The organism is Pseudoalteromonas sp. DY56-GL22 (assembly GCF_041414715.1).
Taxonomy (GTDB): Bacteria; Pseudomonadota; Gammaproteobacteria; order Enterobacterales; family Alteromonadaceae; genus Pseudoalteromonas; species Pseudoalteromonas simplex.
Map to the genome: position 1 here is coordinate 748360 of NZ_JANHZR010000001.1, position 26047 is coordinate 774406.

Here is a 26047-nt window from a genome sequence, read left to right on the forward strand (position 1 = left end):
TTTTCAAGATTTTATGTTAATAAACGTAATTTAATGAGGGTTCGCTTAATAATTTGTTCCTAATTTTTTAATTTGGAGTTAAAATCTAGTCACTAGAATAATAACGAGAAACTGAATGGATATTGGTGCGCTAAGAGGCACTCAAGCTTTACGTAATAACGTTCTTAAATGGATGGGCTTTTGTCTAGGTGTTTTAGCGGGCGTGTTCGCGGTTTTTAATCTATTTATAAATGACTTTGTTGTTCTAGGTGCGTTAGAAGTCGTTTTTGCTTCGTTTTGTTTTTATATCTTTTTCTATACCCGAAAACGTAATGCTCAGCTCTGGCAATCACTTACTCTGTGTTTGTTTTTAAGTTTACTCATTACATTAGGTACTTACTTAAGCAGTATAAAGAGTTTACTTTTTATCTGGACATGTTCATTGCCTGTATTGTTCTATCTATTACTTGGTAAGCAATATGGGCAAGTGTTGTCTTTGATGGTTGCACTATTACAAGCACTGATTTTATTTAGTAAATCAAGTCTTGAACCTCTCAATAGTGTTAATTTTTTACTCAATTTTTCATTTACATATATCTGTATTTGGGCAGTATCTCACACCTTTGAAAATAGTCGTGCTGAATATGGACAGCGACTTGAAAACTTAGCCTTGCTCGACCCTTTGACTGGCGCGGGGAACCGCTTGGCAATGACCCATTATTTTGAAGTTGAATTAAAAAACAAAAATGGCTTGTTTATCTTAATGCTCGACCTTGATTATTTTAAGAATATTAATGATCAGTATGGCCATGATGTTGGCGATCGCATTTTGATTGAAGTAACCAGTTTCTTTAGGCAACGCATTAGTAAAGGCTATGTATTTCGTATTGGCGGTGAGGAGTTTGCTATCTTCTTACCCAGTAGTGACCCAAGAAGTGCTTATGAATTCGCAGATATGCTGCGCGAGCACTTATCAACCACTATCCACAATATTGATGAGCAAGTAATTAATCTGACCATTAGTATTGGTGTTGCTTGCTACATGCCAAATCAAACCCTGAAAAACTTTATTAAACGTGCTGACGATGCGCTATACCAAGCAAAGCAGCAAGGACGAAATAAAGTTGTAACAGCTTATGAGTTGAGCCAAGAGTCAATTGAGCATAATAAAGCGAGTTAGCGTTTATAAATTTAGCTTTTGTACATGGTGTCGAAATCAGGGATGTTTGCCTCCCAAATAGGAATATCTTTGCCTATGTATTCACGCATAGCATCAAAGAATAAACGCGTTCTTACTGGTAAGTCTCTGTGTGGGTAAACTGCATACACCGCGCTGTAATCGAGTAATTCCATATCGGTTAAAATGGGCACCAGATCGCCACGCTTAACTTCATCGTCAAGAATAAATGCCGGCGCCAAAACATACGCATTGCCTGAAATAGCTTTCATTAAAAGTACTTCTGCATCGTTCGCACGAAAGACGCTTTTAATATTTTGCTCAATAATATCGCCATCGGCATTACGATAACGAATTCCACTGATGCGTTTACTTGGGCTTGAATAGCTAGCGGCAGGTAGTTCTTTTAAATCCTCAACCTGTTTTGGCATACCGTAAGTTTCAATAAATTCCGGTGATGCCAACAGCAACATACGGTTGCGGGCAATTTTACGGGCAATAAATGACGAGTCTTTTGGTTCGCCAACACGAAACGCTAAATCATAGCCTTCTGATACTAAATCAATCAGCCTGTCGTCTAAACGAAGTTCCACCTCAACTTGCGGAAAGCGTTTTTGAAAGTCGTTAATGACTGGTTGAATATAGCGTTTACCAATAATACTTGATGAGGTAATTTTTAACGTACCACGGGGTTCTTGGTGGTAATTTTCAGCAAGTCTTACGGTATCTGATAACAAATCTCTCAGTTCAGCTGCTTTTTTTACCATTTCAGCACCAGCGGCAGTCAACGAAAAAGAACGTGTAGTACGATTTAGTAAACGAACACCTAATTCATCTTCGAGGCGGCTAATTTGTTTTGAAATAACTGAGCGATCTATATTTCTAGATTCGGCGGCTTTGGCAAATGAGCCTCGTTCAATTACTTCAAGCAACATTAATAAGCGGCTGGTGGTATCCATAGCAGTTCCTTAAATTCTATTGGTGCAATTCTGGCATTAATGAATTTAAAAATCTATCATTTTTATCCACTAATTAGTTGCGTAACATTGTCTCCTATCTAAATACAGGAGAGTCGTTATGAACAAATCTATTCTTGCAGTGGCAGTGACCATTGCGAGCTTAACGTTGGCAGGATGTGGTAGCGAAGCTAGCCAATCAGCGCAGCAGCAACAATTACAACCTATCGATGTAGCGCAAGTACTTGTAAAGCCAGTACAAAATTGGCACACCTACACAACGCGTTTAGAGGCACCGCAAGAGGTTGCACTTATGCCGCGTGTTTCAGGTGTGATTGATAAAATTAACTTTAAAGAAGGTGACAGTGTTAAAGAAGGTGATTTGCTTTTCACCCTTGATGCACGCCCTTTTGCAGCAGTAGTCGATAGCTTAAAAGCGCAGATAGAGAGCGCCAAGGCCGCATTAGAGCAGGCTAAAAGTGAAGCAAAACGTGCAGAGCGCTTAACTGAGCGTAAAGCAATTTCAACGGAGCAAGCTGAGTCTCGTAAATCAACGCTAAGACAACGCGAAGCGCAATTGCTAGCGCTACAGGCTGAACTTACGGCCGCAGAGCTTGATTTAGAATTTACTCAAGTGCGTTCACCCATTGATGGCGTTGTATCGCGTGCGAATATTACCAAAGGTAATAACGTGCTTGCTGGTCAAAGCGTGTTAACAAGCATTGTTTCAAACCAGCAAATGTATGCTTATTTTGATATTGATGAGCGTACATGGAATCAATCGTTTACTGATGTGACAGCGCAAAGTGAACAAGCGGTTGTGATGCAAAAAGTGGGTCAAACCAGCTTTAACTTCAATGGCAAAATCAACTTCATTGATAACCAAATTAATGAAACTACGGGCACTCTTCGTGTGCGTGCGGTGTTCGAAAACGATGAACAACAATTACGTGCGGGCTCATTTGCACGTATTAAGCTTGCTGCCAATAAAGTAAGTGAAAAAGTCATTGTGCCTGAGCGTGCAATTGGTACTGATTTAAAGAATCGCTTTGTACTCACTGTAGGTGAAGGCAATGTTCTTGAATACAAATTAGTAACGGTGGGTGAGCGTTACGGCAGTTTACGTGCGATTACATCAGGACTAAACGAAAACGATGTGATTGCTGTGAATGGCCCGGCGCGTGTTGGCCCTGGTATGCCAATTTCACCAAACACAGTCACAATCAATAGCGACGGAATTGCATTTACTCTTTCAAATAATCACTCAGATTTGGTTGCTAAACAGTAGGTCAAAATGAAATTTTCACACTTTTTTATCCAGCGACCCATCTTTGCAGCGATGCTGTCGCTTATATTTCTCATTGCAGGGGCAATTTCGCTATTTCAATTGCCAGTGAGTGAGTACCCTGAGGTTGTACCACCAACGGTTGTAGTAACAGCAAATTACCCGGGTGCTAACCCAACGGTGATTGCCGAAACAGTGGCAACGCCACTTGAGCAAGAAATCAATGGTACAGAAAACATGTTGTATATGTTTTCACAAGCAACCAGTGATGGCCGCATGACTTTAACAGTTACTTTTGCATTAGGTACTGATTTAGACCGTGCACAAGTTCAAGTGCAAAATCGTGTCAATAGTGCACTACCACGCTTACCGCAAGAAGTTCAGCGTTTAGGTGTTGTAGCCGAAAAATCATCACCTGATTTAACCATGGTGGTGCATTTGTACTCGCCTGAAAAAACACATGATACGACCTACTTAGCGAACTATGCTGATTTGTATATCAAAGACCAAATTGCGCGCTTAGGCGGTGTGGGTGATGTGCAAATGTTTGGTGGTGGTCAATATTCAATGCGTGTTTGGCTTAACCCTGATGCACTCTCTGCTCGCGATTTAACAGCAATGGACGTAGTAAATGCATTACGCGCTCAGAACCAACAGGTTGCTGCGGGTAGTTTAGGTGCGCAACCTACCTCGAAAAGTAATCAATTTCAAATTCTGATGAATGTAAAAGGGCGCTTAAGCTCACAAGAAGAATTTGAAAATGTGATCATCAAAGTAGGTGACCAAGGTCAGCTTACACGCCTAAGTGATGTAGCACGCCTTGAATTAGGCCAAAACACCTATGCATTAAGAGCGATGTTAGATGGTCAACCTGCGCTTGCAATGCCGATTTTCCAGCGCCCAGGTTCAAATGCGATTGAGCTTTCTGATCAAGTGCGTGAAACCATGAAAGTATTATCAAAAGACTTTCCGGCAGGTGTTGAATACGACATTGTTTATGACCCAACTGTATTCGTACGCGGTTCAATTGATGCTGTTATTAAAACGCTACTAGAAGCAATTGCATTAGTTGTAATCGTTGTTGTGGTGTTCTTACAAACTTGGCGTGCATCAGTAATCCCACTGATTGCAGTACCGGTATCTTTGATTGGTACGTTTGCGGTTATGCAATGGTTGGGGGTTTCGATTAATACCTTATCGCTATTCGGTTTGGTTCTTGCCATTGGTATTGTTGTTGATGATGCCATTGTTGTGGTTGAGAACGTTGAGCGTAATATCGAGCAGGGCTTATCGCCACTTGAAGCAACCCGTGTTGCAATGACAGAAGTAACAGGGCCAATTATCGCCATTGCACTTGTATTGTGTGCGGTATTTATTCCAACGGCATTTATTACGGGTTTATCTGGTCAATTTTATAAACAATTTGCTTTAACCATTACTATTTCGACGGTTATCTCAGCGTTTAACTCGTTAACACTATCGCCTGCGTTATCGGCGTTACTATTAAAAGGTCATGATGCAAAACCAGATCGTTTAACTAAGCTATTAAACCGTGTATTTGGTAACTGGTTATTTAAACCTTTTAACCGCTTATTTGATAAAGGCGCCAATGGCTACGAAAAGCTGGTACAAAAGCTAATTCGTATGAGTGTGATTGTATTAGTTGCTTATGTTGCACTTGTTGGTGGCACAGTAAAATTGTTTGACGCAGTACCAGGTGGTTTTATCCCACAGCAAGATAAGCAGTATTTAGTGGCTGTTGCACAGTTACCCGATGCGGCAAGCTTAGACAGAACTCAAGAAGTCGTGCAAGAAATGGAAAAAATTGCATTACAAGTACCGGGTGTTGCAAACACAGTATCGTTTCCTGGTTTATCGGTGAATGGTTTTACAAATAGCCCTAATAGCGGCATTGTATTTACACCGCTTGCCCCTTTTGAAGAGCGTCAAGATCCGAGCATGTCGGCAATGGCGATTGCGGCTCAGTTAAATCAGAAGTTTGCTAGTATTGATGAAGCATTTGTTGCGGTATTCCCGCCACCGCCAATTCAAGGTTTAGGTACAACGGGTGGCTTTAAACTGCAAATTGAAGACCGTGCAAACAAAGGCTTTGAAGCACTCTTTAACAGTTTACAAGCAACCATTGCGAAAGCGCAGCAAGACCCAGCATTAATGGGGCTTTATTCAAGCTTTAGAATTCAAGTACCGCAAATGGATATCGACATTGACCGTGAGCAAGCGCTTATCCAAGGTATTCCACTTGATGAAGTATTCAATGCCCTACAAGTGTACTTAGGTTCTGTGTACGTGAATGACTTTAACTTGTTTGGTCGTACATATCAGGTTAATGCGCAAGCTGATGCTGATTACCGCCAAGATCCTGAGCAAATCTTGAATCTTAAAGTACGTAACCGCATGGGTGAAATGGTGCCATTAGGCTCTGTATTAACGGTCACACCAACAACAGGCCCAGATCGTGTAATGCACTACAATGGTTACCCTACAGCTGAATTAAATGGTAGCCCAGCACCAGGTTATAGCTCTGATCAAGCGCAACATGCGATTGAAGCAATCCTTGCCGATACATTACCAAATGGTATTGAGTTTGAGTGGACAGAAGTAACTTATCAGCAAATATTAGCGGGTAATACCATGGTGTATGTTTTCCCACTGGTTGTATTGCTTGTATTTATGGTACTTGCTGCGCAATACGAGAGCTTAAGATTACCACTGGCTATTATTCTGATTGTGCCTATGACGATTTTCTCGGCCTTATTAGGTGTGTGGTTTGTTGGTGATGACAACAACATCTTTACGCAAATCGCATTAATCGTACTGGTTGCACTTGCAAGTAAAAACGCCATCTTGATGGTAGAGTTTGCACGAGATCAGCATAAAACGGGGCTATCTCATCTTGAAGCTATCATCAAAGCGTGTCGCTTACGACTTCGCCCAATTTTAATGACGTCAATTGCCTTTACAGCAGGTGTTGTACCTCTTGTTTTAGCCACAGGTGCAGGTGCAGAGATGCGTCATGCCATGGGTAACGCAGTGTTCTCAGGCATGATTGGTGTAACTGTGTTCGGCTTATTGTTCACCCCGGTGTTTTATATGTTAGTCACTAAAAAATCGCAGAAGGAGCAACATGATGCATAAGCCTCTTCATGGAATCTTTAAACACGGCAAACTAGTTAGTGCAATGCTATTAGCCGGAGCACTTGCAGGCTGCGCACAAAGCGTCGATATGCAAGAGCAGCAAGTGAGCCTGACACAATTTGTAAGTGATACACAAATTGGTGAACAAAACGAAGGTGCGAGCGAAAATAACTGGTGGCGCCGTTTAGATTCAGCGCAGTTAAACAATTTAGTGACAGATGCATTAGCAATGAATCACGACCTAAAAACCAGTCAACTTCAACTTGATGCAGCCATTGCCCGTTTAGGTGCAGCCCGCGCGGATTATTATCCGCAGGGCAGCCTAAGTGTAGGCGCAGAACGCAGCAGCTTAGATGGCGCAATTTCGCGCCAATCAAACGCAGGCGTTAATGTTAATTGGCAGCTTGATTTGTTTGGTCGTATTACCGCGCTTGTCGATGCTGCTAATGCGGGTGCATTAAACCAAGCGGAGCAGCTAAGAGCATTACAGGTTGAAGTGGTTTCTGCCGTGGTGCAAGGCTATGTCAGCTATCAAGGTAATGTGCAAAAGCAAGCGATTATTGAAATGCAAATCGAGGCGCTCGAGCAAAGTATTGATGTGCTCAAAGCGCGAGTAGAAGAGGGGGTTGCGAATGAGCTTGATCTTAACCGCACTCTTGCGCAGTTAAAGCAGCAACAAGCGCTTATTCCTGAGCTTAGCTACTTGCAATATCGTGACCTCGCAACCCTTGCGGTGCTAACAGGGCGACTTGCAAGCGATATAACACTGATTGAAGAGCCTGAGTTATTAAGCCATGAATTTAGCGTGTCGTTTACTAAAGCCAGTGAAGCAATGGCACTGAGACCAGATATCACCAGTGCCTTATATCAGTTTAGTCAGGCTTATTCGCTAAGTGTTGCCGCCTCAAAAGCATTACTGCCAGATATTAGTCTGGCTGGGTTTGCAGGTGTGGTGAGCTTAACCAGCAATGGCTTAGAAGATACCGTGCAACAATGGCAAGTAACGCCAAAAGTTGAATGGTCTTTACTCAGCTATCCTGCATTATTAGCGCAGCGTGATGCACAGCAATTTTTAAGTGAAGCCGCTTACAGTGACTATCAAAGTAAAGTATTAAAAGCCATTAGCGATAGTGAACTTACTTTACAAAGGCTAGTCAAACAGCAGCAACAGTTAAGTTATGCTGATCAACGTTTTAATTATGCGAATAAAGCATTTGGTCAAGCTCAAGCAATGTACCAAGAAGGACAAATTCCTTACTTAGAGTTGTTAGATGCGAGACAGGATGTTTTAATAGCACAAGAGAACGCTGTTGATTCAACAATTGCTTCATTACAGGCCAAAGTAAGTGCTTATCAAGCATTTAATGGTCGTTGGAGCTTTGAACTAAACAACCTTTAACCCAGAGTATTAAATGTCACATATTCAACAAACTACAGAACTTCCGTCAACAATGCGCGCGCTTGCACTGATTGAGCCGAATGACGCCATAGCGTTATCTGAGCTTTCTGTGCCAGTACCGAGCCCTGAAGGCAATGAGCTTTTGGTTAAAGTTGAATATGTAGGCTTAAATCATGGTGATGCCAACTTTGCAAAACAAGGTTTTTGTAAATGGCATTACCCTCATGTACTAGGTCATGATGCTGTTGGTGTGGTTGTTCAGGCAAGTAAAGGTGTATTCCCAGGTGTTGGCGCACGTGTTGTATGGCACGCCAGCCTTGGCGACCAAGGTGTTTTATCTGAATACACAACGGTACCAAACTATGCGGTTTCGGTTGTGCCAGATAACGTATCACCGGCAGATGCTGCAACCTTACCTTGTTCAGGTATGACGGCATTAATTGCCCTTGATAAGTTGCAGCTAAGCGAAGGGGATTCACTGTTTATTGATGCAGGTGCGGGTGGCGTTGGTCAATTCGCTATTCAATTTGCTAAGCAACGTGGTGCCACCGTGTTTACCACTGCCAGCAAACACAATCATAAGTTACTTAAGCAATTAGGTGCTGATGTGGTGTTTGACTACAAAGACCCAAAACTTGAAGATAAAATTCGCCGTGAATTAGGCCCGCAAGGCTTTGATGCGGTGCTTGATTGTATTGGTGGCGATACTACCATTCGTAACGTTGAGCTAATGCGCTTTTGTGGTCGTATTGCCTGTTTAAATGAGTTACCTAAGTTTGAACAAGAACTTATGTTTAGACGCGCACCAAATATTGGCATTGTATCGTTAGGTGGAGCTTGGCTTGCAAATAGCTTATGTGCGCAGCAAAAGCTGAGCTTTATGGGTAACTTATTACTCGATAATGCAGCCCGTGGCGAGATCAAATTACCGCAAATTCATGCTGTTGATTTTACCGCCGAGGCTGTTTCAGCTGCTTTAAATAAACAACTTGCTGGTGGCTTTACCGGTAAACAAGTTGTGCAGGTAAGCGGCTAATCTTGCAAACTCACTGCCCAGTCATCTTGTTTGATGGTCAGTGCAATCTGTGCCATTTTTGTGTTCAGTTTATTTTTATAAACATTTAAAGCAAAGCTTGCTATTCTCGTTATTGGGAACAAATAACAATAATAAGAATATGAACATTCTCTTTCTAATCCTAAGCTCGGTTTACATTGCTTTACTGCTCTTTATACCAGCATTTCCTCAGCCTATTATGGCACTATTTAAAACATTACCAATCGGCCTGTTGATCGTGATGGTGTTAAAAGGGCGTAGTCAGTTACAAAATCGTACTTTTATTACTTTATTATTCGCTCTTAGTTTTTCAGCACTAGGTGATGTGCTGCTAGCCCTTGATACAGGGCAACTGTTTATAGGCGGTTTAGCGGTATTTTTTATAAGCCATACCTTTTATATCATTACCATGTTGCCAATTAAAACCTGGCGACTAGACGTTGTACTTCTTTATCTATTTTTGGCCATCATCGTTTTTTGCTTATTCTATCCAAACTTAAATGACATGCTCATTCCTGTGCTTTTCTACATGCTGGTGCTTACTATAATGGCAAGCCTTACTTGGATGACGGATAAATCGAACGGCTTTTTAGTGTTAGGTGGGGCCGTGTTTGTTATATCAGACTCTATTCTTGGCCTTAACCGTTTTTATTTAGAAATAGCGCATGCAGATATCGCAATAATGTGTAGTTATTATTTAGCGCAATTTTGTTTGGTGACAGGTTTTTTGCAGGCAACAAGTAAACATAAATAGCCGCAGTGGCTCAGTGGTGATTGCCGTGATAAAATATGCGCGTTTTAATTTTCGAGATTTTCCATGGCAAATACAGCGCACGCACTGCACATTCTTGTTAAACATAAAGAACAAGCTGAAGACATTATCAAGCAACTAAAAAAAGGTGCTAAGTTTCAGACTTTAGCTAAAAAACATTCAACCTGTCCGTCGGGTAAAAAAGGCGGCGATTTGGGTGAATTCAGACGCGGTCAAATGGTACCACAGTTTGACAAAGTAGCATTCAGCGGCGAAATCTTAGAACCTCATTTAGTGAAAACGCGCTTTGGTTGGCATGTAATTAAAGTGCTATACAGAACGTAAAGTTAAAAGCTGGTCTAAATATCAAAAGACACATTTTTAGCATTAAATACTTATCAATAATGAGTTTAAGTATTTATTCGGTAACGCTTTAGTAACGTGCCGAAACGTAGTTGCTGATTTTGTGCTACTCCAGCACATAAATCAGCTACGCATTGTAGGTCTATGGAGTGCCTAATAGGGACGAAGTATACATTCACTAATTTGTTAGCTGATACACAGCTATACAATGAAGCAACATATTGGACTAGTAGAAAATTTAATGTATGCATCTCCCAAAGCCGAGTTTAATAAAAAGTATAAAATGTCCAACAATCTCTATTAGCGACAAAATGAGTGGGATTACAAACCACCTTTTTTTGGACTTGGTGGTCATCATCAAAATAAACACAATTGCTGGTACTAATAAAGGCAAGATAAGCAAAACCAGTTCAAACCAACTCCATTTTTTGCAATGAACTACTGACAACCATACCCAAATGGGTGCAAAGCTTAATACAGCTAGGTAGGCGCTAATTAATTGATTGTTCATAACCTTAAACAGCACGCGCCGTTTTGAGCGGCAAAAATCGTTGTCTATAAATTGTGACGAAGGAGCACAAGCCAAGTCTATTTTCGTCCGCCTTTAAATGCATTTTAATATGATTTACCATTCGGTTGCCTTTAACTTATTTGCTGCAATTTTAAGTTCGCCTTTGGTGATACCTATAATATTTTGAAAATCATTCTCGTCTAGATCAAAGCCTAGATTGTGCGCGTTTAACGTATTGATGATGCTACCTAGTTCTTGTGAATTAATCATATTAGGTGAAACCTCTTGAATTATTTCATGTAGTTTATTGGCTACGGTATTTTCTGTTGGATTAACCACGACTATATCTCCCGATTCTTCCAGATCTTTTATTGCCTTGATTAATATATCCTTTCGAACAGATTAACTCATACTTTTATTCACTAACGCCGTTTTAAGCGGCGAGTAATAGTTTGCTAAGATGTGAAACGTAGTGGACCTAACAAACTGTTGCGAGTCCGACTTTAAAACATTGTTATACCTCGTTCTTATAAAAGCACTTGATAAACATCTATTATAAAACCACGAAATGATGAAGTTTCAATAAACTCAAAGCCTGTTCGGTTTACAACTTTAACAGAGCTGACATTCTCAGGCTCGATGAGTGCATGTATTGCATCAAGCCTTAATGAGTGTTTTGCATAGTCTAAAATTCCGAGCGTAGATTCAGCAGCATAACCTTTACCTTGTTGGTTAGGAGCTAAACGGTAGCTGATATGTATAACTTCACCTGAATCTATCTCATGTTTATTTAGGCCACAAATGCCGATAAAATCAAAAGTACTGGAATCATAAATAGCCCAGTGTCCATAACCATTTTGGTAATATTGCTTCTGGTAGTTTGCAATATAATCATGAATTTGTTGTTCGGAATGAACTCCCACAGTGGAGTATTTCATTACTTCAGAGTCTGCTAATACTTTCGAAAGTTCTTGAGCATCCGCATCAGTAATCTTACGAATACATAGTCTCTCAGTTTCCACTACATTCAATATCAATTCCTCGAGACATAATATGTTTATAGCGATCGAATCGCACGTTTTACTACCATAGCGTCGCTCGCTTCTCTGAATGACTAATTAGTAACAAAATTCTTAAGTAATTGCCAATATTACTAAAATGCTGTGGTTCTAGCGTTTGTCTCAGGACGAAAACCAGCGATAGGGTCGTTTTCCTGACTATGAAAGTAATTTACTTTGACGAAATAGAAAAGTATAAGCAAGTTGCGGCTTATTTTCTGATTTTGGCACAGAACTGTCCTTCAGGACCAACTCATTTATATTGAAAAATGGTTTTCTACGAATAAGTTTATACACGACAAAAATGCCTAGAGTGATTTTTAAACGTATATGTTGTGCACATTATGACTGTGCGCTATCATTTTTGTACTGATGCACAATAGGACAGTGCAAGGATATGGCTGTAGATTTTAAGGATGAGTGGCTCTAAGCATTCTATGAAGAGGATAAGCGTCATCGATTAATCCCTAAGGTTATCGAGAATGCTTTATATCGTAAGCTAGAAATATTAGATGCAGCGAAGGCTGAATCTGACTTAAGAGTACCACCAGGTAACCGGTTTGAACACCTTGAAGGTAACTTGAAAGATTGGTGTTCAATACGAGTGAACAAACAGTATCGATTGATTTTTAAGTGGGTTGATGGTGTAGCAGAAAACACCTATTTAGACCCTCATAAGTATTGAGGTAAGGGTTATGCGTATTACAAAGCGTCGTCCAGTGAGTGTAGGTGAAATGCTGAAGCTAGAGTTTTTGGAGCCTATGGGCATTACATCAAAAATTTTAGCTGAAGCAATGGGTGTGCATAGAAATACAGTTAGTAACTTGATTAATGGCGGTAGCTTAACGGCGTCACTTGCAATTAAGCTAGCTGCTGCGTTAGGGAATACCCCAGAGTTTTGGCTTAATATCCAGCACTCCATAGATTTATGGGATACGAGAAACCGTTATCAAGAAGAGGCTAAATCTGTAAAACCCTTACTTTCTGCTAAAGAAACTTCACTACGTACATCACAAACTATTTAAAGAATTCATAACGTATATTGTTAATCCACAATCTTGATCATTACGGCAAATTCATTTGCTAGTGAAGCTGAGAAAGACGAGTTAAAAGCTTTCGTACAGAAGTTTTTATAATTAGCTTTTCATCTGACAATTATTTGTGGCAAGTAATGCTAAGAGCCACGCTAACACATAGGTGTTAGCGTGCATCATTAATTTAGGAGCCAATTAGCTCACTCAACTAACTTAATTTAGGGTGGGCTGCACATCTAAGCCATAGCCGAACATTACAGCTAATACTAATACAACCGATGCTGCGACCATTAATTTAATTAGTAGTGGTAAACAGAATCTAAACCAATGGCCGTAAGGCACACCAGCCATGCCTAAAATGCCCATAAGTACAGCATTGGTCGGAATGATCATATTTGAAAAGCCATCACCAAATTGATAAGCAAGTACGGCAACTTGTCTTGGTACACCAACTAAATCACCTAGTGGCGCCATCAGTGGCATGGTGACATAAGCTTGCCCTGAACCAGAAGGAATAAAGGTATTAAGCAGGGTTTGAATAACCAGCATGCCAATTGCTGATATTTCTGCTGATACATAAGAAAGCGGTAACGACATGCCATGTACAAGGCTATGCAGGATTTGGCCGTCTTCTAAAATAAGTGCGATACCACGTGCAACACCAATTAACACTGCGGTAGTAACAAGATCAGACACACCTTCTATAAATTTGTTTGCTGCTTCATCAGCAGATAGTTTGCCTAAAATTGCTACAACTACACCCCATGCAATAAAAACACCGCCTAGCTCGTATAAATACCAGCCCTTCGTTGCGATGCCCCACACTGCAATTGCTAGGGTAATAATAAAGCTGCCTAAAACTAGTTTATGGCGCAGGGCAAGTGCTGGGTAACTTGTTGCTGTTTGATTTTCGAGTGGGCAAGGCACGCCAATCATCATCGATTTAGACGGATCGTTCGCTACTTTTTTGGTGTATTGCCAAACATGATGAAAACCAATGAGCACAAATGGAATAAATATAGCTAAACGTAACCACAGACCAGAGTAAACAGGAATACCGGCAATTTGCTGTGCGATTAATACCGTAAATGGGTTAAATGCCGAAACACCATAACCAATACCATAACCTGCGACTATCATCCCTACGGCAGTCATTGCATCTAGGCGCATTGCCTTACAAAGCGCGACGAGAATAATAACAAAAGGAATATATTCGCCGGCGGTACCAATACTGCTTGATGCTAAGGCAAAGCAAAACACCACCATAAAGATTAATCGTTGCGGTTTTTTACCGTGTCGCTCTAAAAGCCTACCAATGAGCGCATCAACAGTGCCTGTGGCACGTGCAACAGCTAATACACCGCCAACAATTAACACAAAGAAAATAACATCTTGAGCAGCAGCAAAAGCGCGAGGTATGGCTTGTAATAAATCCCATGGAGTTAAGTAATGGCGCTCAGCAACCGTTTGATAGGTGCCCGCAACAACCATTTCTCGGCCTGATTCACTTAATGTAGTAGTGAAAAAACCTTGTGGTACTAACCAGGTAGCAATAAGCGCAACAACCATCATGCCCAGCAGCAGTATCAGGGTATGTGGAACTTTAAAACGTAAACCCATTTATTCTCCGTAATTATGTTAGGTTAAATTCTTGAAATCATAACATGATAAAAGCGGATAGGTTGTCTCTAAAATGTCCACACTGTTAATGATTGTAATAATTCAGATACAAAAAAGGCCAGAAAACTGGCCTTATAAAGTTTATTTGAATTTTATTTAGCTAACCCAAATGGGTCATCGATGCTATGAGCAGGCTCGGTAAACCAACGCGGACCTTCGTCTGTCATATAAAAGTGATCTTCTAAGCGAATACCAAACTCATCAGGTACGACAATCATAGGTTCATTGCTAAAACACATACCTGTTGCGAGTGGAGTAGGGTTACCACCCACAAGGTATGGCCATTCATGAATATCTAAACCAATGCCATGGCCGGTTCTATGTGGGCAGCCTGGTGTTTGATACTCTGGTCCCATGCCATTTTCGGCAAGGTACTGTCTTGCAGCATCGTCTACTTTGCCACATGCCACACCATTTTTTGCGGCAGCAAAAGCAGCAAGTTGGGCATTTTTCTCGTGTTGCCAAAACATGCGTTGACGTTCGGTTGCTTCACCAAATACATAAGTACGGGTAATATCAGAGAGGTAATCATGTACTTTACAGCCAGTATCAATCAGTACCACGTCACCTTTTTTAAGGGTCTGCGGGTTTTTAACGCCATGCGGGAAAGAAGACGCAACACCAAATAGCACAATACAAAAATAGTTACCCGGCGCGCCGACTTTTTGGTGCGCCTTTTTAATAAAGGCTTCAACCTCAGTGGTGGTAATGCCTTCATAAAGCATACTTGCCGTTGCTTTGTGTACTTCTAAAGTCATGTCCATAGCACGTTGCATTAAGGCAAGTTCATTGGCTGATTTATGCATGCGGCAGTGAGCTGTAACGCACTGTGCGTTAACAATGTTGTAATTGCCGTTAGCTTTATTAATGCCGTCGTAGATGAAAAACTGTGCGCTTTCATCAATACCAAGGGTGCCTGTTTTGCTAATGCCCATTTCTGACAGTACTTCAACACACAATTGGTAAGGGTTTTCGTGCTCTTGCCAACCACGAATTGGGCCGTCAATCACCATAAAATCATTTAAGCTGCCGATTTCAAAAAACGGCGCTATATATTGAACATCACCTTTTGCAGGTAAAATAGCGCCAACTAAACGCTCACTTGCGTACCAACGCATCCCTGTAAAATAGGCTAGGTTAGTGCCTGCATTTAAATAAATTGCATCAATGTTGTTTGCTTGCATATACGCTTGTGCTTTTGCGATACGCGCATGAAATTCGTCATTTTGAATAGGGGTTAAATCTGTTGTCATATCTGACAAAGAGTCAAGCGCCTGCTCTGGCGTTTGTGTGCCAATACCATATGTTGTCATTGTGTACTCCTTGGTTTTTTCTGCATTGTGGCTTGAGTAAACAGTTGATGCAAACTCACTGCGACTAATCGCATAATATTCGTATTTATGGACATAACTGTTAGCATGCGCAAAAAATAAGGAGCGACAATGCAAGTTAATTACTTAAAAAGACAAGCTGAATTTAAAGCCTTGCTAGAGCAACAAGGTTACAGCGCCATGTTAGTACTTGGTCATGAAAATATTCGTTACTTAAGTGGTTTTAGCGGTAATGCTGCTTATGCATTAATTACTCAAGATGCGTGTGTGTTGATCACTGATTACCGATACCACCAACGTGCAGTTGCAGAAACAACAGGGTTTGAGGTTGTTTGTCGAGACAGAGACAACGAAACCCTTGGTCATTGTATTAACAGGCACCTTAACCCAAACAGCCATGTCGCATTTGATGCAAGTTATGTCACGGTAGCCATTTGGCAAGGTGTGGCAGATGAGCTAAGCGGCCACACATTAACAGCGGTAAACGGCTTAATTGAAAAACTAAGGCGCGTTAAAGATAGCTGGGAAGTTGCACAAATTAAAGCTGCTGCGGCCATCGCTGATGAAGCATTAGCACAAACGCTGCCTTATTTTAAACCGGGTGTAACCGAGCGTGACCTTGCCTTAGAGCTTGAATTTAGAATGCAAAAGCTTGGTTCAGAAGGAATGTCGTTTGCCACCATCATGCTGTTTGCAGAGCGCTCAGCCTTGCCGCATGGTAACCCGTCAGATCAGGTTTTAAAGCAAGGTGACTTTGTAACCCTTGATTTTGGTGCAGTTGTAAATGGCTATCGCTCTGATATGACTCGTAGTTACATTATTGGTGAAGCATCAGAAAAACAAACCCGTATTTATAATACCGTACTTGATGCGCAAAATGCTGCACTTGAAATGGTTAAACCGGGTGTTAATTGTTTAGATTTAAATGCCATATCAAATAAGGTGATTACTGATGCGGGCTTTGGCGAATACGCAGGTAAAGGCCTTGGCCATGGTTTAGGGCTGTTTTTACATGAAGTGCCATTTATCAATACTCTGACAGACTACAACCTTGAAGTGGGTAATGTGATCACCATTGAGCCCGGCATTTATATACCAGGCTATGGTGGTGTGCGCTTAGAAGATGACATAGTTATCACCGAATCTGGTTTTGAGGTGTTAACCCATGCGCCTAAGCCATTTATAATCTAGTGCTTAAATTAAAGGTTACTTTTTAGCATACGCTAAGCGGGCTAAACGTTCAGTTACATGGTAACTATCAAGCCCGCTCACTGCGACTGTGTCAATGGCTTCAATATCGACAAAGCCATCTTCTTGCAAGCAAGCCTCATCTAAGTAAATGTCGGTTATTTCACCTATGATCAGCTCAGTGCCATTGATGGCAAGGTGATGGTGTTCTTTCAGCTCAAGCGCATATTTAAGCTTACTTTCTTTAACAAAAGGCGCTGTAAAGTCATTTAGGTATTCAGTACTGAGCCCTGTTGCATCAAATTCAGACTCACCTTTGTCGTAGCGTGCCGATGTTTGATGTGCTTTGTTATAAATGTCTTTGTTCACGTGGTTAATAGTGTACTGATTGGTGACTAATAAGTTTTCTAGGGTATGGCGAGGCACTGAATGGGGCCTAATGATCATACCCACTAAAGGGGGATGTGCTCCAAGATGAAATACTGAACTGACAATCGCCAAATTGGTTTGGCCGTTACTATCTTGAGTGCCGATTAAGTTGGCACTTTTAAACCCCGACAAACTATTAATTAAATGAGCGCGGTAGCGGTTTTCTAAATCAGCAATGGCTTGTTTTGTAAAATGCATAAATTTCCTGTTACCAGTCTATGGGTTTTCCTTGCCAGTCAAAGTAGGCAGGGTTGTGTGATTGTTGTAAATAGTCAGCATCACTTATCAATGAATACAGCTGCTCGGCTACAAACTCAGGGGTAAATAACTTTCCTTTGGGTACATTTGCCTGAAAGGGTTTTGATAAAGGCGTATCAGTGGTACCTGGGTGAAATAATACACAGTGGCACTTTTTATAGCGTCTGCTAAGTTCAATCGCTGCAGATTTAAATAACATATTTAATGCCGCCTTCGATGCCCGATAGCTATACCAACCGCCTAACTTGTTATCACTGATGCTACCAACACGTGCACTAAGGGCACACACCACAGTTGAAACTTGTGGCTTTAAAAGTATTGAGAATAAAGTCACACAGCGAATTGGCAGTAGAGCATTTGTTGTCATGCTATTTATAAAGTGCTGCTCAGATATTTGCTCAAGTTTACGTTCAGGCGCATTATTTGGATCATGCAATAGGCCGTTAAATATCATCAACTGGGCTAAATCATAGTGGCCACCGGCAAGTTCTTTAGCAATGCCACTTAAGCTTTGCTCTGAATAATCAGTAATAAAATGCTGGTGACTTATCTCATTGCTTGATGACTCATTGAAACTTGCCTTAAATTCATCTCGACTGATGGTGACGATATGACCCGTGTTGATTTGTTTATGAAGAGTAGTGAAATAGGCATTTGCAATTTCACTGCGTGCACCACACAAAATATAGAGTTGCATTTTTGACCTGTTATAAAAATATTTGAAAAAAATTTCGCTCAAACTATCACCAACTAATAAAATGATAGTAGCTCTGTTTGTCTTGAGCTAACCCTACAAACATATAAAAAAAGGCGGATAAAGATTTGACCATGCAAATATTAAGGATGCCTTAATTTACGGGGATTTTACCTTTTAAATTGGTAAGTCCATTTTACCAATTGAGCTAGCTTTAACGCTTTGTAGCTGACTAAGCTGCGTATTTATTACACTTTTATGTTTATAGATTGGTTATTCTTTTTTACGAGTATGTTAGAAAATTCGATCTATTAAATTAACGCTGACAATGATATTAATAAAAGGGATCAGTATTTAGCTGCGCTCGTGCTTGGCTAAATACTGTGCAGTAAGTACTTTCAACTTAGTTAAAGAAAGGAGTATGAGAATGAGTGAACAATACGCTGCACTTCGCGGTAATGTTAGTATGCTTGGACAAATGCTGGGTCAAACCATTAAAGATGCACAAGGACAAGCCATTTTAGATAAGGTAGAAGAGATTCGCGCTTTATCTAAATCGTCACGTAGTGGTAACGAAGCCGACAGACAGGCGCTTATCGAAGTACTACACGCTCTCACAGATGAAGAACTATTACCGGTTGCACGCTCATTTAATCATTTTTTGAATCTTGCTAATGTTGCTGAACAATTTCATACCGTATCGCGCTTTAATGATGTTGGCTTTTGCCAACTAAACCCTCTCACTCAAACATTAAAAGCGTTAGCAACAGCATCAAAGCAAGGTCAAGTTGATCCTAATCACTTGGCACAAACACTCTCAAAACTCCACATCAATTTAGTACTGACGGCTCACCCAACTGAGGTGACACGCCGTACAATGATTAATAAACACGTTGAATTAAGTGATTGTCTTGCCTCTTTAGAGCGTAAAGATAACCTACCTAGTGAACGTGCAGATTTATTAAATCGTATTGCCCAACTTATCAGCCAAGCGTGGCATACCGACGACATTCGTCGCTCACGCCCAACGCCAATCGACGAGGCTAAATGGGGTTTTGCGGTTATTGAAAATAGCTTATGGCACGCTGTTCCGCGTTTCTTACGGGAGTTTGGCGAAGACGTAAAATCAGAGCTTGATCTTGAGCTGCCGATAGATTTCAGCCCAATAGAATTTACTTCTTGGATGGGCGGTGACCGTGATGGTAACCCGTTCGTCACCGCTGAAGTCACGCAGCAAGTACTTGATCATGGCCGCTGGATGGCACTCGATTTGTATTCGCGTGATATCGAAACGCTAAGCAATGAGCTATCAATGTCGGATGCAAGCGATGAGCTCATTGAGCTTGCAGGTCAAGACTTTGAACCTTACCGTGCAGTACTTAAAAAATTAAAGAATCAAATTGCTGAAACGGTGACGCATTTGGGCGCAAAAATTAAGAAAAAGCGCACTGATTCTGAAGATTTAATTACCGATATCGCGCAAATTAAACACCCAATTGAAGTGTGTTATCGCTCGCTTATTAAAACCAACATGAAAGTAGTTGCTGATGGCTTGCTGCTTGATGTTCTGCGCCGTATTAATAGCTTTGGTCTACGCCTTGCAAAACTTGATGTACGTCAGGATTCATCGCGTCATGGTGATGTTTTCTCTGAACTAACACGTTATTTAGGTTTAGGTGATTACCATCAATGGCAAGAGGAAGACAAACAAGCGTTTTTACTTGCTGAGTTAAACTCTCGCCGCCCGCTAATTCCAAAACATTGGCAACCAAGCCCAGAAGTACAAGAGGTGCTAGATACATTTGATGTAATCGCAGCGCAAGATGCTCAAACATTTGGCTTGTATATTATTTCGATGGCACGAACTGCATCTGATGTACTGGCAGTACAGTTACTGCTTAAAGAAAGTGGTTGTAAGTTTAACTTACCGGTTGCGCCATTATTTGAAACGTTAGACGACTTAAATAATGGTAAAGAGGTTATCGAATGTTTACTTGATAACACTTGGTACCGTGGTCATATTCAAAACCAACAAAATGTCATGATCGGCTACTCAGACTCAGCAAAAGATGCAGGCATGATGGCTGCTGGTTGGGCACAATATGAAGCTATGGATAAGCTGGTTCAATTAGCCGAAAATCGCGGTATTGAGCTTATTTTATTCCACGGCCGTGGTGGTACGGTTGGTCGTGGTGGCGCGCCAGCTGCGCAAGCACTACGTTCACAGCCTCCAGGTTCATTAAAAGGTGGCCTACGTGTAACAGAGCAAGGTGAAATGATCCGCTTTAAGTTTGGTTTGCCTGCTGTTGCCCTGCAAAGCTTAAATATTTATGCTGGTGCTGTACTCGAGAGTAACTTGCTACCACCGCCAGAGCCGAAGAGCGAATGGCGTGATGTTATGGAACTGATCAGTGCTGATTCGTGTGAGCATTACCGCCAAGTTGTGCGCCATGATGATAACTTTGTACCTTACTTTAGAATGGCAACGCCAGAGCAAGAGCTATCTAAATTACCACTTGGTTCTCGCCCTGCGAAGCGCAACCCGAACGGTGGCGTAGAGAGCCTACGTGCTATTCCATGGATTTTTGCATGGAGCCAAAATCGTTTAATGTTGCCTGCTTGGTTAGGTGCGTTAACAGGTCTTAAAGCTGCGTTAGATAAGTATGGCATCGAGACACTTCATGAAATGAGCTTAAAATGGCCATTCTTCCGTGCTCGTTTAGAGATGCTAGAGATGGTATTTAGTAAAGCAGATACATGGTTAAGTGCGCATTACGATGATGCACTAGTGACTGAGCAATATAAGCCATTAGGCGTGAAGCTACGTCAAGAATTGAGCGAGGCGATTGAGCTTGTTCAATCGCTTAGCCCACAAAAGAGCCTGCTTGCAGACCAACCTTGGATCAAAGAGTCAATCGCACTTCGTAACCCGTACACAGATCCACTTAACTTATTACAAGTCGAGTTACTGCGTCGTTCACGCGAAGCTGACGAGGGCTCTGAAGGCGATATTGATAATGCCTTGATGATCACTATGACAGGTATCGCTGCAGGTATGCGTAATACCGGTTAATAGCTAGTATCATCAACCAATCGAGCATCGATTGGTAGGCTAATAACAAATCGTGCGCCGTGTTCATAAGGCTCGGCGCATATTTCTCCCTTCAAGTTAAATTTAACTGCATTAAAAACAACATTTAACCCAAGTCCTAGGTGTTTATCGCCCATGTTAGTGGTATAAAAAGGAGTAAAGATATCATGCAAGATAGTTTCCTTAATACCGACCCCGTTGTCTTGATAAATAATTTCGACATGCTTAGGAAAAGCTTTAATCTCGATCTCAATTAAGCCGTGTAGCTTTATTGCAAAACCATGTTCGCAGGAATTAATGATTAAGGTTTTTAATATGTCACCAATAATTGCAGGGTAAGAAGTTATTACAACATTATCGCCCTGAATATCGAATTTAATACACTTTCCTAAATAACTTGAGAAAGGCAGAACTCTGCGTGATATTTCTTCTTTTAGGTTAAACTGGACTAGTGGTTTATCTAAATCAATAGACACATTGAGTGCCTTAAATTCTTCGACAATACTGGCAAGTCGAGCGATGCTAGCCTGTATTAAATCTTTTGCATCGTTTGTATCGTTTAAAAAGCTATGAAGGTGCTTGCTAGATAGCTCTTGAGATTTAAACTTTTGGCAAATAAGTGTAAGTTGATCATCAATTAAAGAGCTAGCGGTTACAATGGTGCCAATGGGCATATTTAATTGATGCGCCATACCAGATACTAATGCGGTTAACGATGCTATTTTTTCGATTTCAATAAGTTGTGCTTGTGTGTTATGAAGTTTTGTTAATGTTTTAGATAGGGCATTCTTTTGTTGCTTCGTCCTCACTGTCATCAACGTTAATACGATTAAAATTGAGCATAAGGCAAAAGCAATCGCCATAAAAATCACTTTATTTGCTTTATTTTTTGAAGCCTGAACTTGATTTGATTTAGTTAAAAGTTCTATTTCTGCTTCTTTAGTCGTTATATCTAATTCTGCTAACGCTTTGGCAAGATTAGTACTGGTTTGTCTTCTTAGAATTTTTTCTTGAGTTTCATAGAGCTGTTTGTATGCATCAATTGCTGCATGGTAGTTTTTTTGTTGTAAATGCAAAGAGGCTGATAGCTCTTGTGTAGCTAGCAATAATTGATAGTCAGAGATTTTTTTATTTTTTAAATCAATTGACTGAATTTGTGCTAGAGCCAATGCAGGTTTATTTTGGGCTTTGTATGTTTTAGCAAGTTCTAATATTACAGCAAGCTTATCGCTTTGAAGATTATTCTCATTTAGTAAATTGAGTGCTTTTTTCAATATTATTTCTGCTTTTTTATATTGTGCTTGAGAGTTATAAATTTTTCCCTGAGTGGTTAGATTAACTATTTGGTGTGAAAGAAAGTCGTTGCTTTTCTGAAAGTTATATATGTTACTAAGTAGTTCTAATGCTTGGTCATATTTTTTTAAACCAAGCAAAGCCTTAGCAAGAAGATTACTCGTAAACGACTCATTAAAGGTATGGTTATTTGTTTTGCTATACTCTCTAAATTTTTTAAATATTTCTGCTGCATTGTTATATAGGTGTAATTTTAAGTAGATAACAGCGATGTTGTTTTCAGTTTGCATTACAAGGTTATTATTTCTCATCTTTGCAAAAGGGAGCGCTTGTTTGTAATGATTAAGTGCTTCTTGATATAACCCTAAATGGGAATAGATATTTCCCGAAATATTATAGTAGCCATACATCAGACTCTTATCTTTCGATTTGGCAACCATACTCTCGAACTCTACAAGCGTAATCATCGCTTCATCTAGTTTATTATTACCAGATAAAACCCACGCTTTATAGTTAGTCATAATGATCTTCTGTTCAAGATTCAACTCAGAATCGGCTAGTATTTTATTTACTTCTTCTAAACCTAGCTGTCTTGAGTTTGCGTAAGTGTTTCTGACTTGGTTGCGTAGTTTTTCAAATTCTGTTGCTGTAATTGCGGTTGCTTGCAAAGGAACTGACAAAAACATGCCTGCGATAATTGGAACCATGAATCTCATGATTTATTCCTATCCAAGCAAACATGTATCATCTGACAATACGTGTTTACTCTACTGCTTTAAGATGATGTTCATTGTAAGTTTTCACTCATTTTAAGGGCATCTGAAAAGGCTTAAATTAAAGGCAGAATTCTCGTGCATGTTTAAAAAAAGCATTAAAGGTTAATTTAAGGTAACGCCAAAAATGTATTTTTCTAGTTATAAATTCTTATATTTAATGCTGGTCATACCTATTTAATTGCTAGCTATTGACTAGGTTAGGGTTATAAATAAAATATGCTGGCTTTCAACTCTGAGAGCTAGAGTTAACCCCTAACCACTCACGCAGTTTAAGAGTATTTTTATGTCAAACGTGTCTACTTGCATTACCTATGATGCATCTACGTCGTTAGTTATGATGACGTTAAGAGGGACGGCAAGCGCACAGGATGTGATTAACTTTTACCAAATCGCCCAACAATACTCAGTATTATATGGGTCAGATAAAATACTCGTTGACGTGTCTGAGTTGACGCACAATTTCGCACCTGCTGATTTATTCACAATTATGCCGGCAGTGGCAAACTCTTTGAAAGAAGCTGTTGTAGCAATTGTCGTAAGTTTTGATGGTTTTATGCACGACTTATTTATGCAAAAAGCAAAGCGCTATAACTTACAAGCTGAAAACTTTGAATGTTTTAACAAAGCAAAAAATTGGCTGGTTCGTCAATAATTGGTCGAGCTAGTCATCGCTATTTTGTTGTGTATATCTGGGCTTACAAATACCGCTAATTTTTAGCTTTTATTGTGCGATTTACCTTGATGTTTACCGCCAAAACCTAGCAATTCATTACGTAACCTTTTAAACTGTTTAGCCAATTAATAATTATAATTTGTTATGACAGCAACTAGGATAGATGCAAGCAAACTAGCTCAAAATTCAGAGCCGTTTAGCTTCAATGATCAACAAAAAAATTCTCTTTTTGCCCAGCTAAAACAGCAACGTGGCATCTTATCTCAAACAGATATTTCTTCTCTTTGTCAGCAGTTTCAAGTTAGCCAACTTGAGTTACTAAAAGCTTGTGTACCCGTCGCAAGTTTATTTTCTGTGGCGCCTATTTCTAAATTCTACGTGGGCGCTATTGCAGTTGGGTTAAATGAGCAAGGCGAAACAAATTTCTATTTTGGCGCTAATGTTGAGTTTTCTCATCAAGCCTTGAGTTTAGTCGTTCATGCTGAGCAATCAGCGATTAATAATGCTTGGCTTAATGGCGCGCAAGCAGTACAAAGAATTGCAATCAGTGACGCTCCTTGTGGCTATTGCCGTCAATTTATGAATGAATTGAGTACTGCAGACTCACTTGAGATTTTATTACCAGAGCGTGACTTTAACCTTCATGAGTTATTACCTTATTCATTTGGCCCGAAAGATTTAGGTAATGATGCGTGTTTATTTTCGCATAAGCAAAGTGATAAACAATTTGCCGACCTTACCATTGATGACGCAAAACTTATTCAATTAGCACTCAATGCATATGTGCCATACACAGGTAATTTTAGTGCTGTTAAATTAAGTACATTTACCGAAGGGGATTTTTACGGAAGCTATGCCGAAAATGCTGCCTATAGTCCAAGCCTTTCGCCATTACAAAGTGCATTGAGTCAGTTTTATCTTGCGGGTTTAAGCTTTGATGATAAAACAGTTAAGTCGATAACCTTGTTAGAAACACAAGGGGCAGAAAATCAATATGAGGTGGCTAAATCTGTGCTGGCAAGCTTTGCAAACCCACCAGCATTTGAGCACTATATTGCGAAATTAAGTAACGCTTAATTAAGCAATAGTTTTGCAGCTTCAATGACGACGGCGACTGATTTTTTCTCAATCTCGCCGTGGTCAACATTCGGAATCTCTTGTTTAGTACGATTTACTAAAACACCTGCAACACATGCTGCGCGTAAGCCAAGGGCAGCACACATAGTAAATAGTGTTGCTGATTCCATCTCGTAGTTCATCACACCTAGTTTTTGCCACTCTTCACAGCTGCCTTGGAATGAGCGCGGAACATAACCTGAATAAGTATCGTAACGCTCTTGACCTGGGTAGAATGTGTCACTTGATGCAGTAATACCAATGTGGAAATTAATTCCTAATTTATCACATGCATTGACCATTGCTTGTGTAGCAAAAAAGTCAGACACAGCAGGGTAGCTTAGTGGTGCAAAATGCTGGCTTGCGCCATCTAATCGAACAGATGCTTGGCTAATTAAAATGTCGCCTTCATTGATGTGCGGCTGAATAGCACCGGTCGTGCCAATTCGCAAAAAGGTATCAATACCAAGTTGGGCAAGCTCTTCAACAGCAATTGAAGTAGATGGGCCGCCAATACCGGTTGAACAAACGACAACACTGTGGCCGTTTAGCTCACCACGGTAAACATGAAATTCACGAGTCTTCGCTAAGCATTCAGGGTTATCAAGAAGCGTAGAAATGCGTGCTGAGCGGTCAGGATCGCCAGGTACGATAGCAAGAGTTGCCCCTTTTAAGTCGTCACGTGTGATCCCTAAGTGAAATACCTTTTCCATTATTAAACCTTATTTTTGTCTAAAGCGTAATACTTTAATCATATGTGTTTAAAGTACAGGACAGATGTCCGATTAACTTAAC

Annotated in this window: 21 protein-coding genes and 1 pseudogene; 13 read left to right on the forward strand and 9 right to left on the reverse strand. The window is 40.4% G+C overall.

What is annotated here, in order from left to right; genetic code table 11:
• Positions 1–115 precede the first annotated feature (115 nt).
• Entirely contained in the window at positions 116–1159 is a 1044-nt protein-coding gene (locus NO991_RS03200; RefSeq protein WP_054552135.1) for a GGDEF domain-containing protein, read from the forward strand.
• Between the two features lie 11 nt (positions 1160–1170).
• On the opposite strand, the gene NO991_RS03205 is transcribed toward NO991_RS03200, so the two are convergent.
• A complete protein-coding gene (locus NO991_RS03205; RefSeq protein WP_054552136.1) occupies positions 1171–2115 on the reverse strand; it encodes a LysR family transcriptional regulator in 945 nt (314 codons plus the stop codon).
• A 118-nt stretch (positions 2116–2233) separates the two neighbouring features.
• Between NO991_RS03205 and NO991_RS03210 the strand changes: the two genes are divergently transcribed.
• From NO991_RS03210 to ppiC, 6 genes are all read left to right on the forward strand, one after another.
• Positions 2234–3400, forward strand: coding sequence for an efflux RND transporter periplasmic adaptor subunit (locus tag NO991_RS03210; protein WP_371351675.1), 1167 nt, complete (start codon positions 2234–2236; stop codon positions 3398–3400).
• A 6-nt stretch (positions 3401–3406) separates the two neighbouring features.
• Positions 3407–6553 carry an efflux RND transporter permease subunit gene (locus NO991_RS03215; protein ID WP_209328381.1) on the forward strand — a complete coding sequence of 1049 codons (3147 nt, stop codon included), beginning with the start codon at positions 3407–3409 and terminating at the stop codon, positions 6551–6553.
• On the forward strand, positions 6546–7952 hold the full coding sequence (locus tag NO991_RS03220; protein WP_300420628.1) for a TolC family protein: 1407 nt from the start codon (positions 6546–6548) through the stop codon (positions 7950–7952). Before NO991_RS03215 ends, NO991_RS03220 begins: the two co-directional genes overlap by 8 nt.
• A 13-nt stretch (positions 7953–7965) precedes the next feature.
• Entirely contained in the window at positions 7966–8988 is a 1023-nt protein-coding gene (locus NO991_RS03225) for a zinc-binding dehydrogenase (RefSeq protein ID WP_288343834.1), read from the forward strand.
• A 217-nt stretch (positions 8989–9205) separates the two neighbouring features.
• The gene (locus NO991_RS03230; RefSeq protein ID WP_300545649.1) at positions 9206–9760 is read left to right on the forward strand and encodes a lysoplasmalogenase; all 555 of its coding nucleotides are present in this window, start codon (positions 9206–9208) and stop codon (positions 9758–9760) included.
• Between the two features lie 63 nt (positions 9761–9823).
• Complete coding sequence (ppiC, locus tag NO991_RS03235; protein ID WP_055021968.1) at positions 9824–10102, forward strand: peptidylprolyl isomerase PpiC; 279 nt, start codon at positions 9824–9826, stop codon at positions 10100–10102.
• A 643-nt stretch (positions 10103–10745) separates the two neighbouring features.
• On the opposite strand, the gene NO991_RS03240 is transcribed toward ppiC, so the two are convergent.
• Together NO991_RS03240 and NO991_RS03245 are read right to left on the reverse strand one after the other, a co-directional pair.
• Positions 10746–10970, reverse strand: a complete 225-nt coding sequence (locus NO991_RS03240; RefSeq protein ID WP_300360858.1) for a hypothetical protein — start codon at positions 10968–10970, stop codon at positions 10746–10748.
• Between the two features lie 188 nt (positions 10971–11158).
• Positions 11159–11653, reverse strand: coding sequence for a GNAT family N-acetyltransferase (locus tag NO991_RS03245; RefSeq protein WP_300360877.1), 495 nt, complete (start codon positions 11651–11653; stop codon positions 11159–11161).
• Between the two features lie 481 nt (positions 11654–12134).
• Here NO991_RS03245 and NO991_RS03250 point away from each other — a divergent pair.
• Positions 12135–12374 (forward strand): annotated as a pseudogene (locus tag NO991_RS03250) (type II toxin-antitoxin system RelE/ParE family toxin); the annotation flags it as partial.
• Between the two features lie 10 nt (positions 12375–12384).
• Positions 12385–12714, forward strand: coding sequence for a HigA family addiction module antitoxin (locus NO991_RS03255; RefSeq protein WP_300360856.1), 330 nt, complete (start codon positions 12385–12387; stop codon positions 12712–12714).
• Between the two features lie 222 nt (positions 12715–12936).
• Here NO991_RS03255 and NO991_RS03260 read toward each other — a convergent pair whose 3' ends face one another.
• Entirely contained in the window at positions 12937–14343 is a 1407-nt protein-coding gene (locus NO991_RS03260) for a YfcC family protein (protein ID WP_175080086.1), read from the reverse strand.
• Between the two features lie 152 nt (positions 14344–14495).
• A complete protein-coding gene (locus NO991_RS03265) occupies positions 14496–15716 on the reverse strand; it encodes a Xaa-Pro peptidase family protein (RefSeq protein ID WP_300545655.1) in 1221 nt (406 codons plus the stop codon).
• Between the two features lie 129 nt (positions 15717–15845).
• On the opposite strand from NO991_RS03265, the gene NO991_RS03270 reads away from it, so the two are divergent.
• Positions 15846–16925, forward strand: coding sequence for a M24 family metallopeptidase (locus tag NO991_RS03270; protein ID WP_371351676.1), 1080 nt, complete (start codon positions 15846–15848; stop codon positions 16923–16925).
• Between the two features lie 15 nt (positions 16926–16940).
• Here NO991_RS03270 and NO991_RS03275 read toward each other — a convergent pair whose 3' ends face one another.
• Together NO991_RS03275 and NO991_RS03280 are read right to left on the reverse strand one after the other, a co-directional pair.
• Entirely contained in the window at positions 16941–17549 is a 609-nt protein-coding gene (locus NO991_RS03275) for a flavin reductase family protein (protein ID WP_371351677.1), read from the reverse strand.
• 10 nt (positions 17550–17559) lie between these two features.
• Positions 17560–18306 carry an SDR family NAD(P)-dependent oxidoreductase gene (locus tag NO991_RS03280; RefSeq protein ID WP_371351678.1) on the reverse strand — a complete coding sequence of 249 codons (747 nt, stop codon included), beginning with the start codon at positions 18304–18306 and terminating at the stop codon, positions 17560–17562.
• Between the two features lie 424 nt (positions 18307–18730).
• Between NO991_RS03280 and ppc the strand changes: the two genes are divergently transcribed.
• Positions 18731–21376, forward strand: coding sequence for a phosphoenolpyruvate carboxylase (ppc, locus tag NO991_RS03285; RefSeq protein WP_371351679.1), 2646 nt, complete (start codon positions 18731–18733; stop codon positions 21374–21376).
• On the opposite strand, the gene NO991_RS03290 is transcribed toward ppc, so the two are convergent.
• Positions 21373–23403 (reverse strand): ATP-binding protein, encoded by a 2031-nt coding sequence (locus NO991_RS03290; RefSeq protein WP_371351680.1) that lies wholly within the window; start codon positions 23401–23403, stop codon positions 21373–21375. The two genes, ppc and NO991_RS03290, sit on opposite strands and share 4 nt — an antisense overlap.
• Positions 23404–23746: 343 nt before the next feature.
• Here NO991_RS03290 and NO991_RS03295 point away from each other — a divergent pair, with 343 nt between their 5' ends.
• A complete protein-coding gene (locus tag NO991_RS03295; RefSeq protein WP_054552162.1) occupies positions 23747–24115 on the forward strand; it encodes a hypothetical protein in 369 nt (122 codons plus the stop codon).
• Between the two features lie 165 nt (positions 24116–24280).
• On the forward strand, positions 24281–25213 hold the full coding sequence (gene cdd, locus NO991_RS03300; RefSeq protein WP_194441100.1) for a cytidine deaminase: 933 nt from the start codon (positions 24281–24283) through the stop codon (positions 25211–25213).
• Here cdd and udp read toward each other — a convergent pair.
• On the reverse strand, positions 25210–25965 hold the full coding sequence (gene udp / locus NO991_RS03305) for a uridine phosphorylase (RefSeq protein WP_054552164.1): 756 nt from the start codon (positions 25963–25965) through the stop codon (positions 25210–25212). The genes cdd and udp overlap by 4 nt on opposite strands.
• Positions 25966–26047 lie beyond the last annotated feature (82 nt).

What these genes read in the sequence shown, in the direction of transcription:
- NO991_RS03255 (WP_300360856.1), top strand. Translation starts at nt 12,385, where the DNA reads ATGCGTATTACAAAGCGTCGTCCAGTGAGTGTAGGTGAAATGCTGAAG.
- ppiC (WP_055021968.1), top strand. Translation starts at nt 9,824, where the DNA reads ATGGCAAATACAGCGCACGCACTGCACATTCTTGTTAAACATAAAGAA.
- NO991_RS03220 (WP_300420628.1), top strand. Translation starts at nt 6,546, where the DNA reads ATGCATAAGCCTCTTCATGGAATCTTTAAACACGGCAAACTAGTTAGT.
- NO991_RS03295 (WP_054552162.1), top strand. Translation starts at nt 23,747, where the DNA reads ATGTCAAACGTGTCTACTTGCATTACCTATGATGCATCTACGTCGTTA.
- ppc (WP_371351679.1), top strand. Translation starts at nt 18,731, where the DNA reads ATGAGTGAACAATACGCTGCACTTCGCGGTAATGTTAGTATGCTTGGA.
- NO991_RS03200 (WP_054552135.1), top strand. Translation starts at nt 116, where the DNA reads ATGGATATTGGTGCGCTAAGAGGCACTCAAGCTTTACGTAATAACGTT.
- NO991_RS03290 (WP_371351680.1), bottom strand. Translation starts at nt 23,403, where the DNA reads ATGAGATTCATGGTTCCAATTATCGCAGGCATGTTTTTGTCAGTTCCT.
- udp (WP_054552164.1), bottom strand. Translation starts at nt 25,965, where the DNA reads ATGGAAAAGGTATTTCACTTAGGGATCACACGTGACGACTTAAAAGGG.
- NO991_RS03230 (WP_300545649.1), top strand. Translation starts at nt 9,206, where the DNA reads ATGGCACTATTTAAAACATTACCAATCGGCCTGTTGATCGTGATGGTG.
- NO991_RS03215 (WP_209328381.1), top strand. Translation starts at nt 3,407, where the DNA reads ATGAAATTTTCACACTTTTTTATCCAGCGACCCATCTTTGCAGCGATG.
- NO991_RS03275 (WP_371351677.1), bottom strand. Translation starts at nt 17,549, where the DNA reads ATGCATTTTACAAAACAAGCCATTGCTGATTTAGAAAACCGCTACCGC.
- NO991_RS03270 (WP_371351676.1), top strand. Translation starts at nt 15,846, where the DNA reads ATGCAAGTTAATTACTTAAAAAGACAAGCTGAATTTAAAGCCTTGCTA.
- NO991_RS03225 (WP_288343834.1), top strand. Translation starts at nt 7,966, where the DNA reads ATGTCACATATTCAACAAACTACAGAACTTCCGTCAACAATGCGCGCG.
- NO991_RS03205 (WP_054552136.1), bottom strand. Translation starts at nt 2,115, where the DNA reads ATGGATACCACCAGCCGCTTATTAATGTTGCTTGAAGTAATTGAACGA.
- cdd (WP_194441100.1), top strand. Translation starts at nt 24,281, where the DNA reads ATGACAGCAACTAGGATAGATGCAAGCAAACTAGCTCAAAATTCAGAG.
- NO991_RS03265 (WP_300545655.1), bottom strand. Translation starts at nt 15,716, where the DNA reads ATGACAACATATGGTATTGGCACACAAACGCCAGAGCAGGCGCTTGAC.
- NO991_RS03280 (WP_371351678.1), bottom strand. Translation starts at nt 18,306, where the DNA reads ATGCAACTCTATATTTTGTGTGGTGCACGCAGTGAAATTGCAAATGCC.
- NO991_RS03210 (WP_371351675.1), top strand. Translation starts at nt 2,234, where the DNA reads ATGAACAAATCTATTCTTGCAGTGGCAGTGACCATTGCGAGCTTAACG.
- NO991_RS03260 (WP_175080086.1), bottom strand. Translation starts at nt 14,343, where the DNA reads ATGGGTTTACGTTTTAAAGTTCCACATACCCTGATACTGCTGCTGGGC.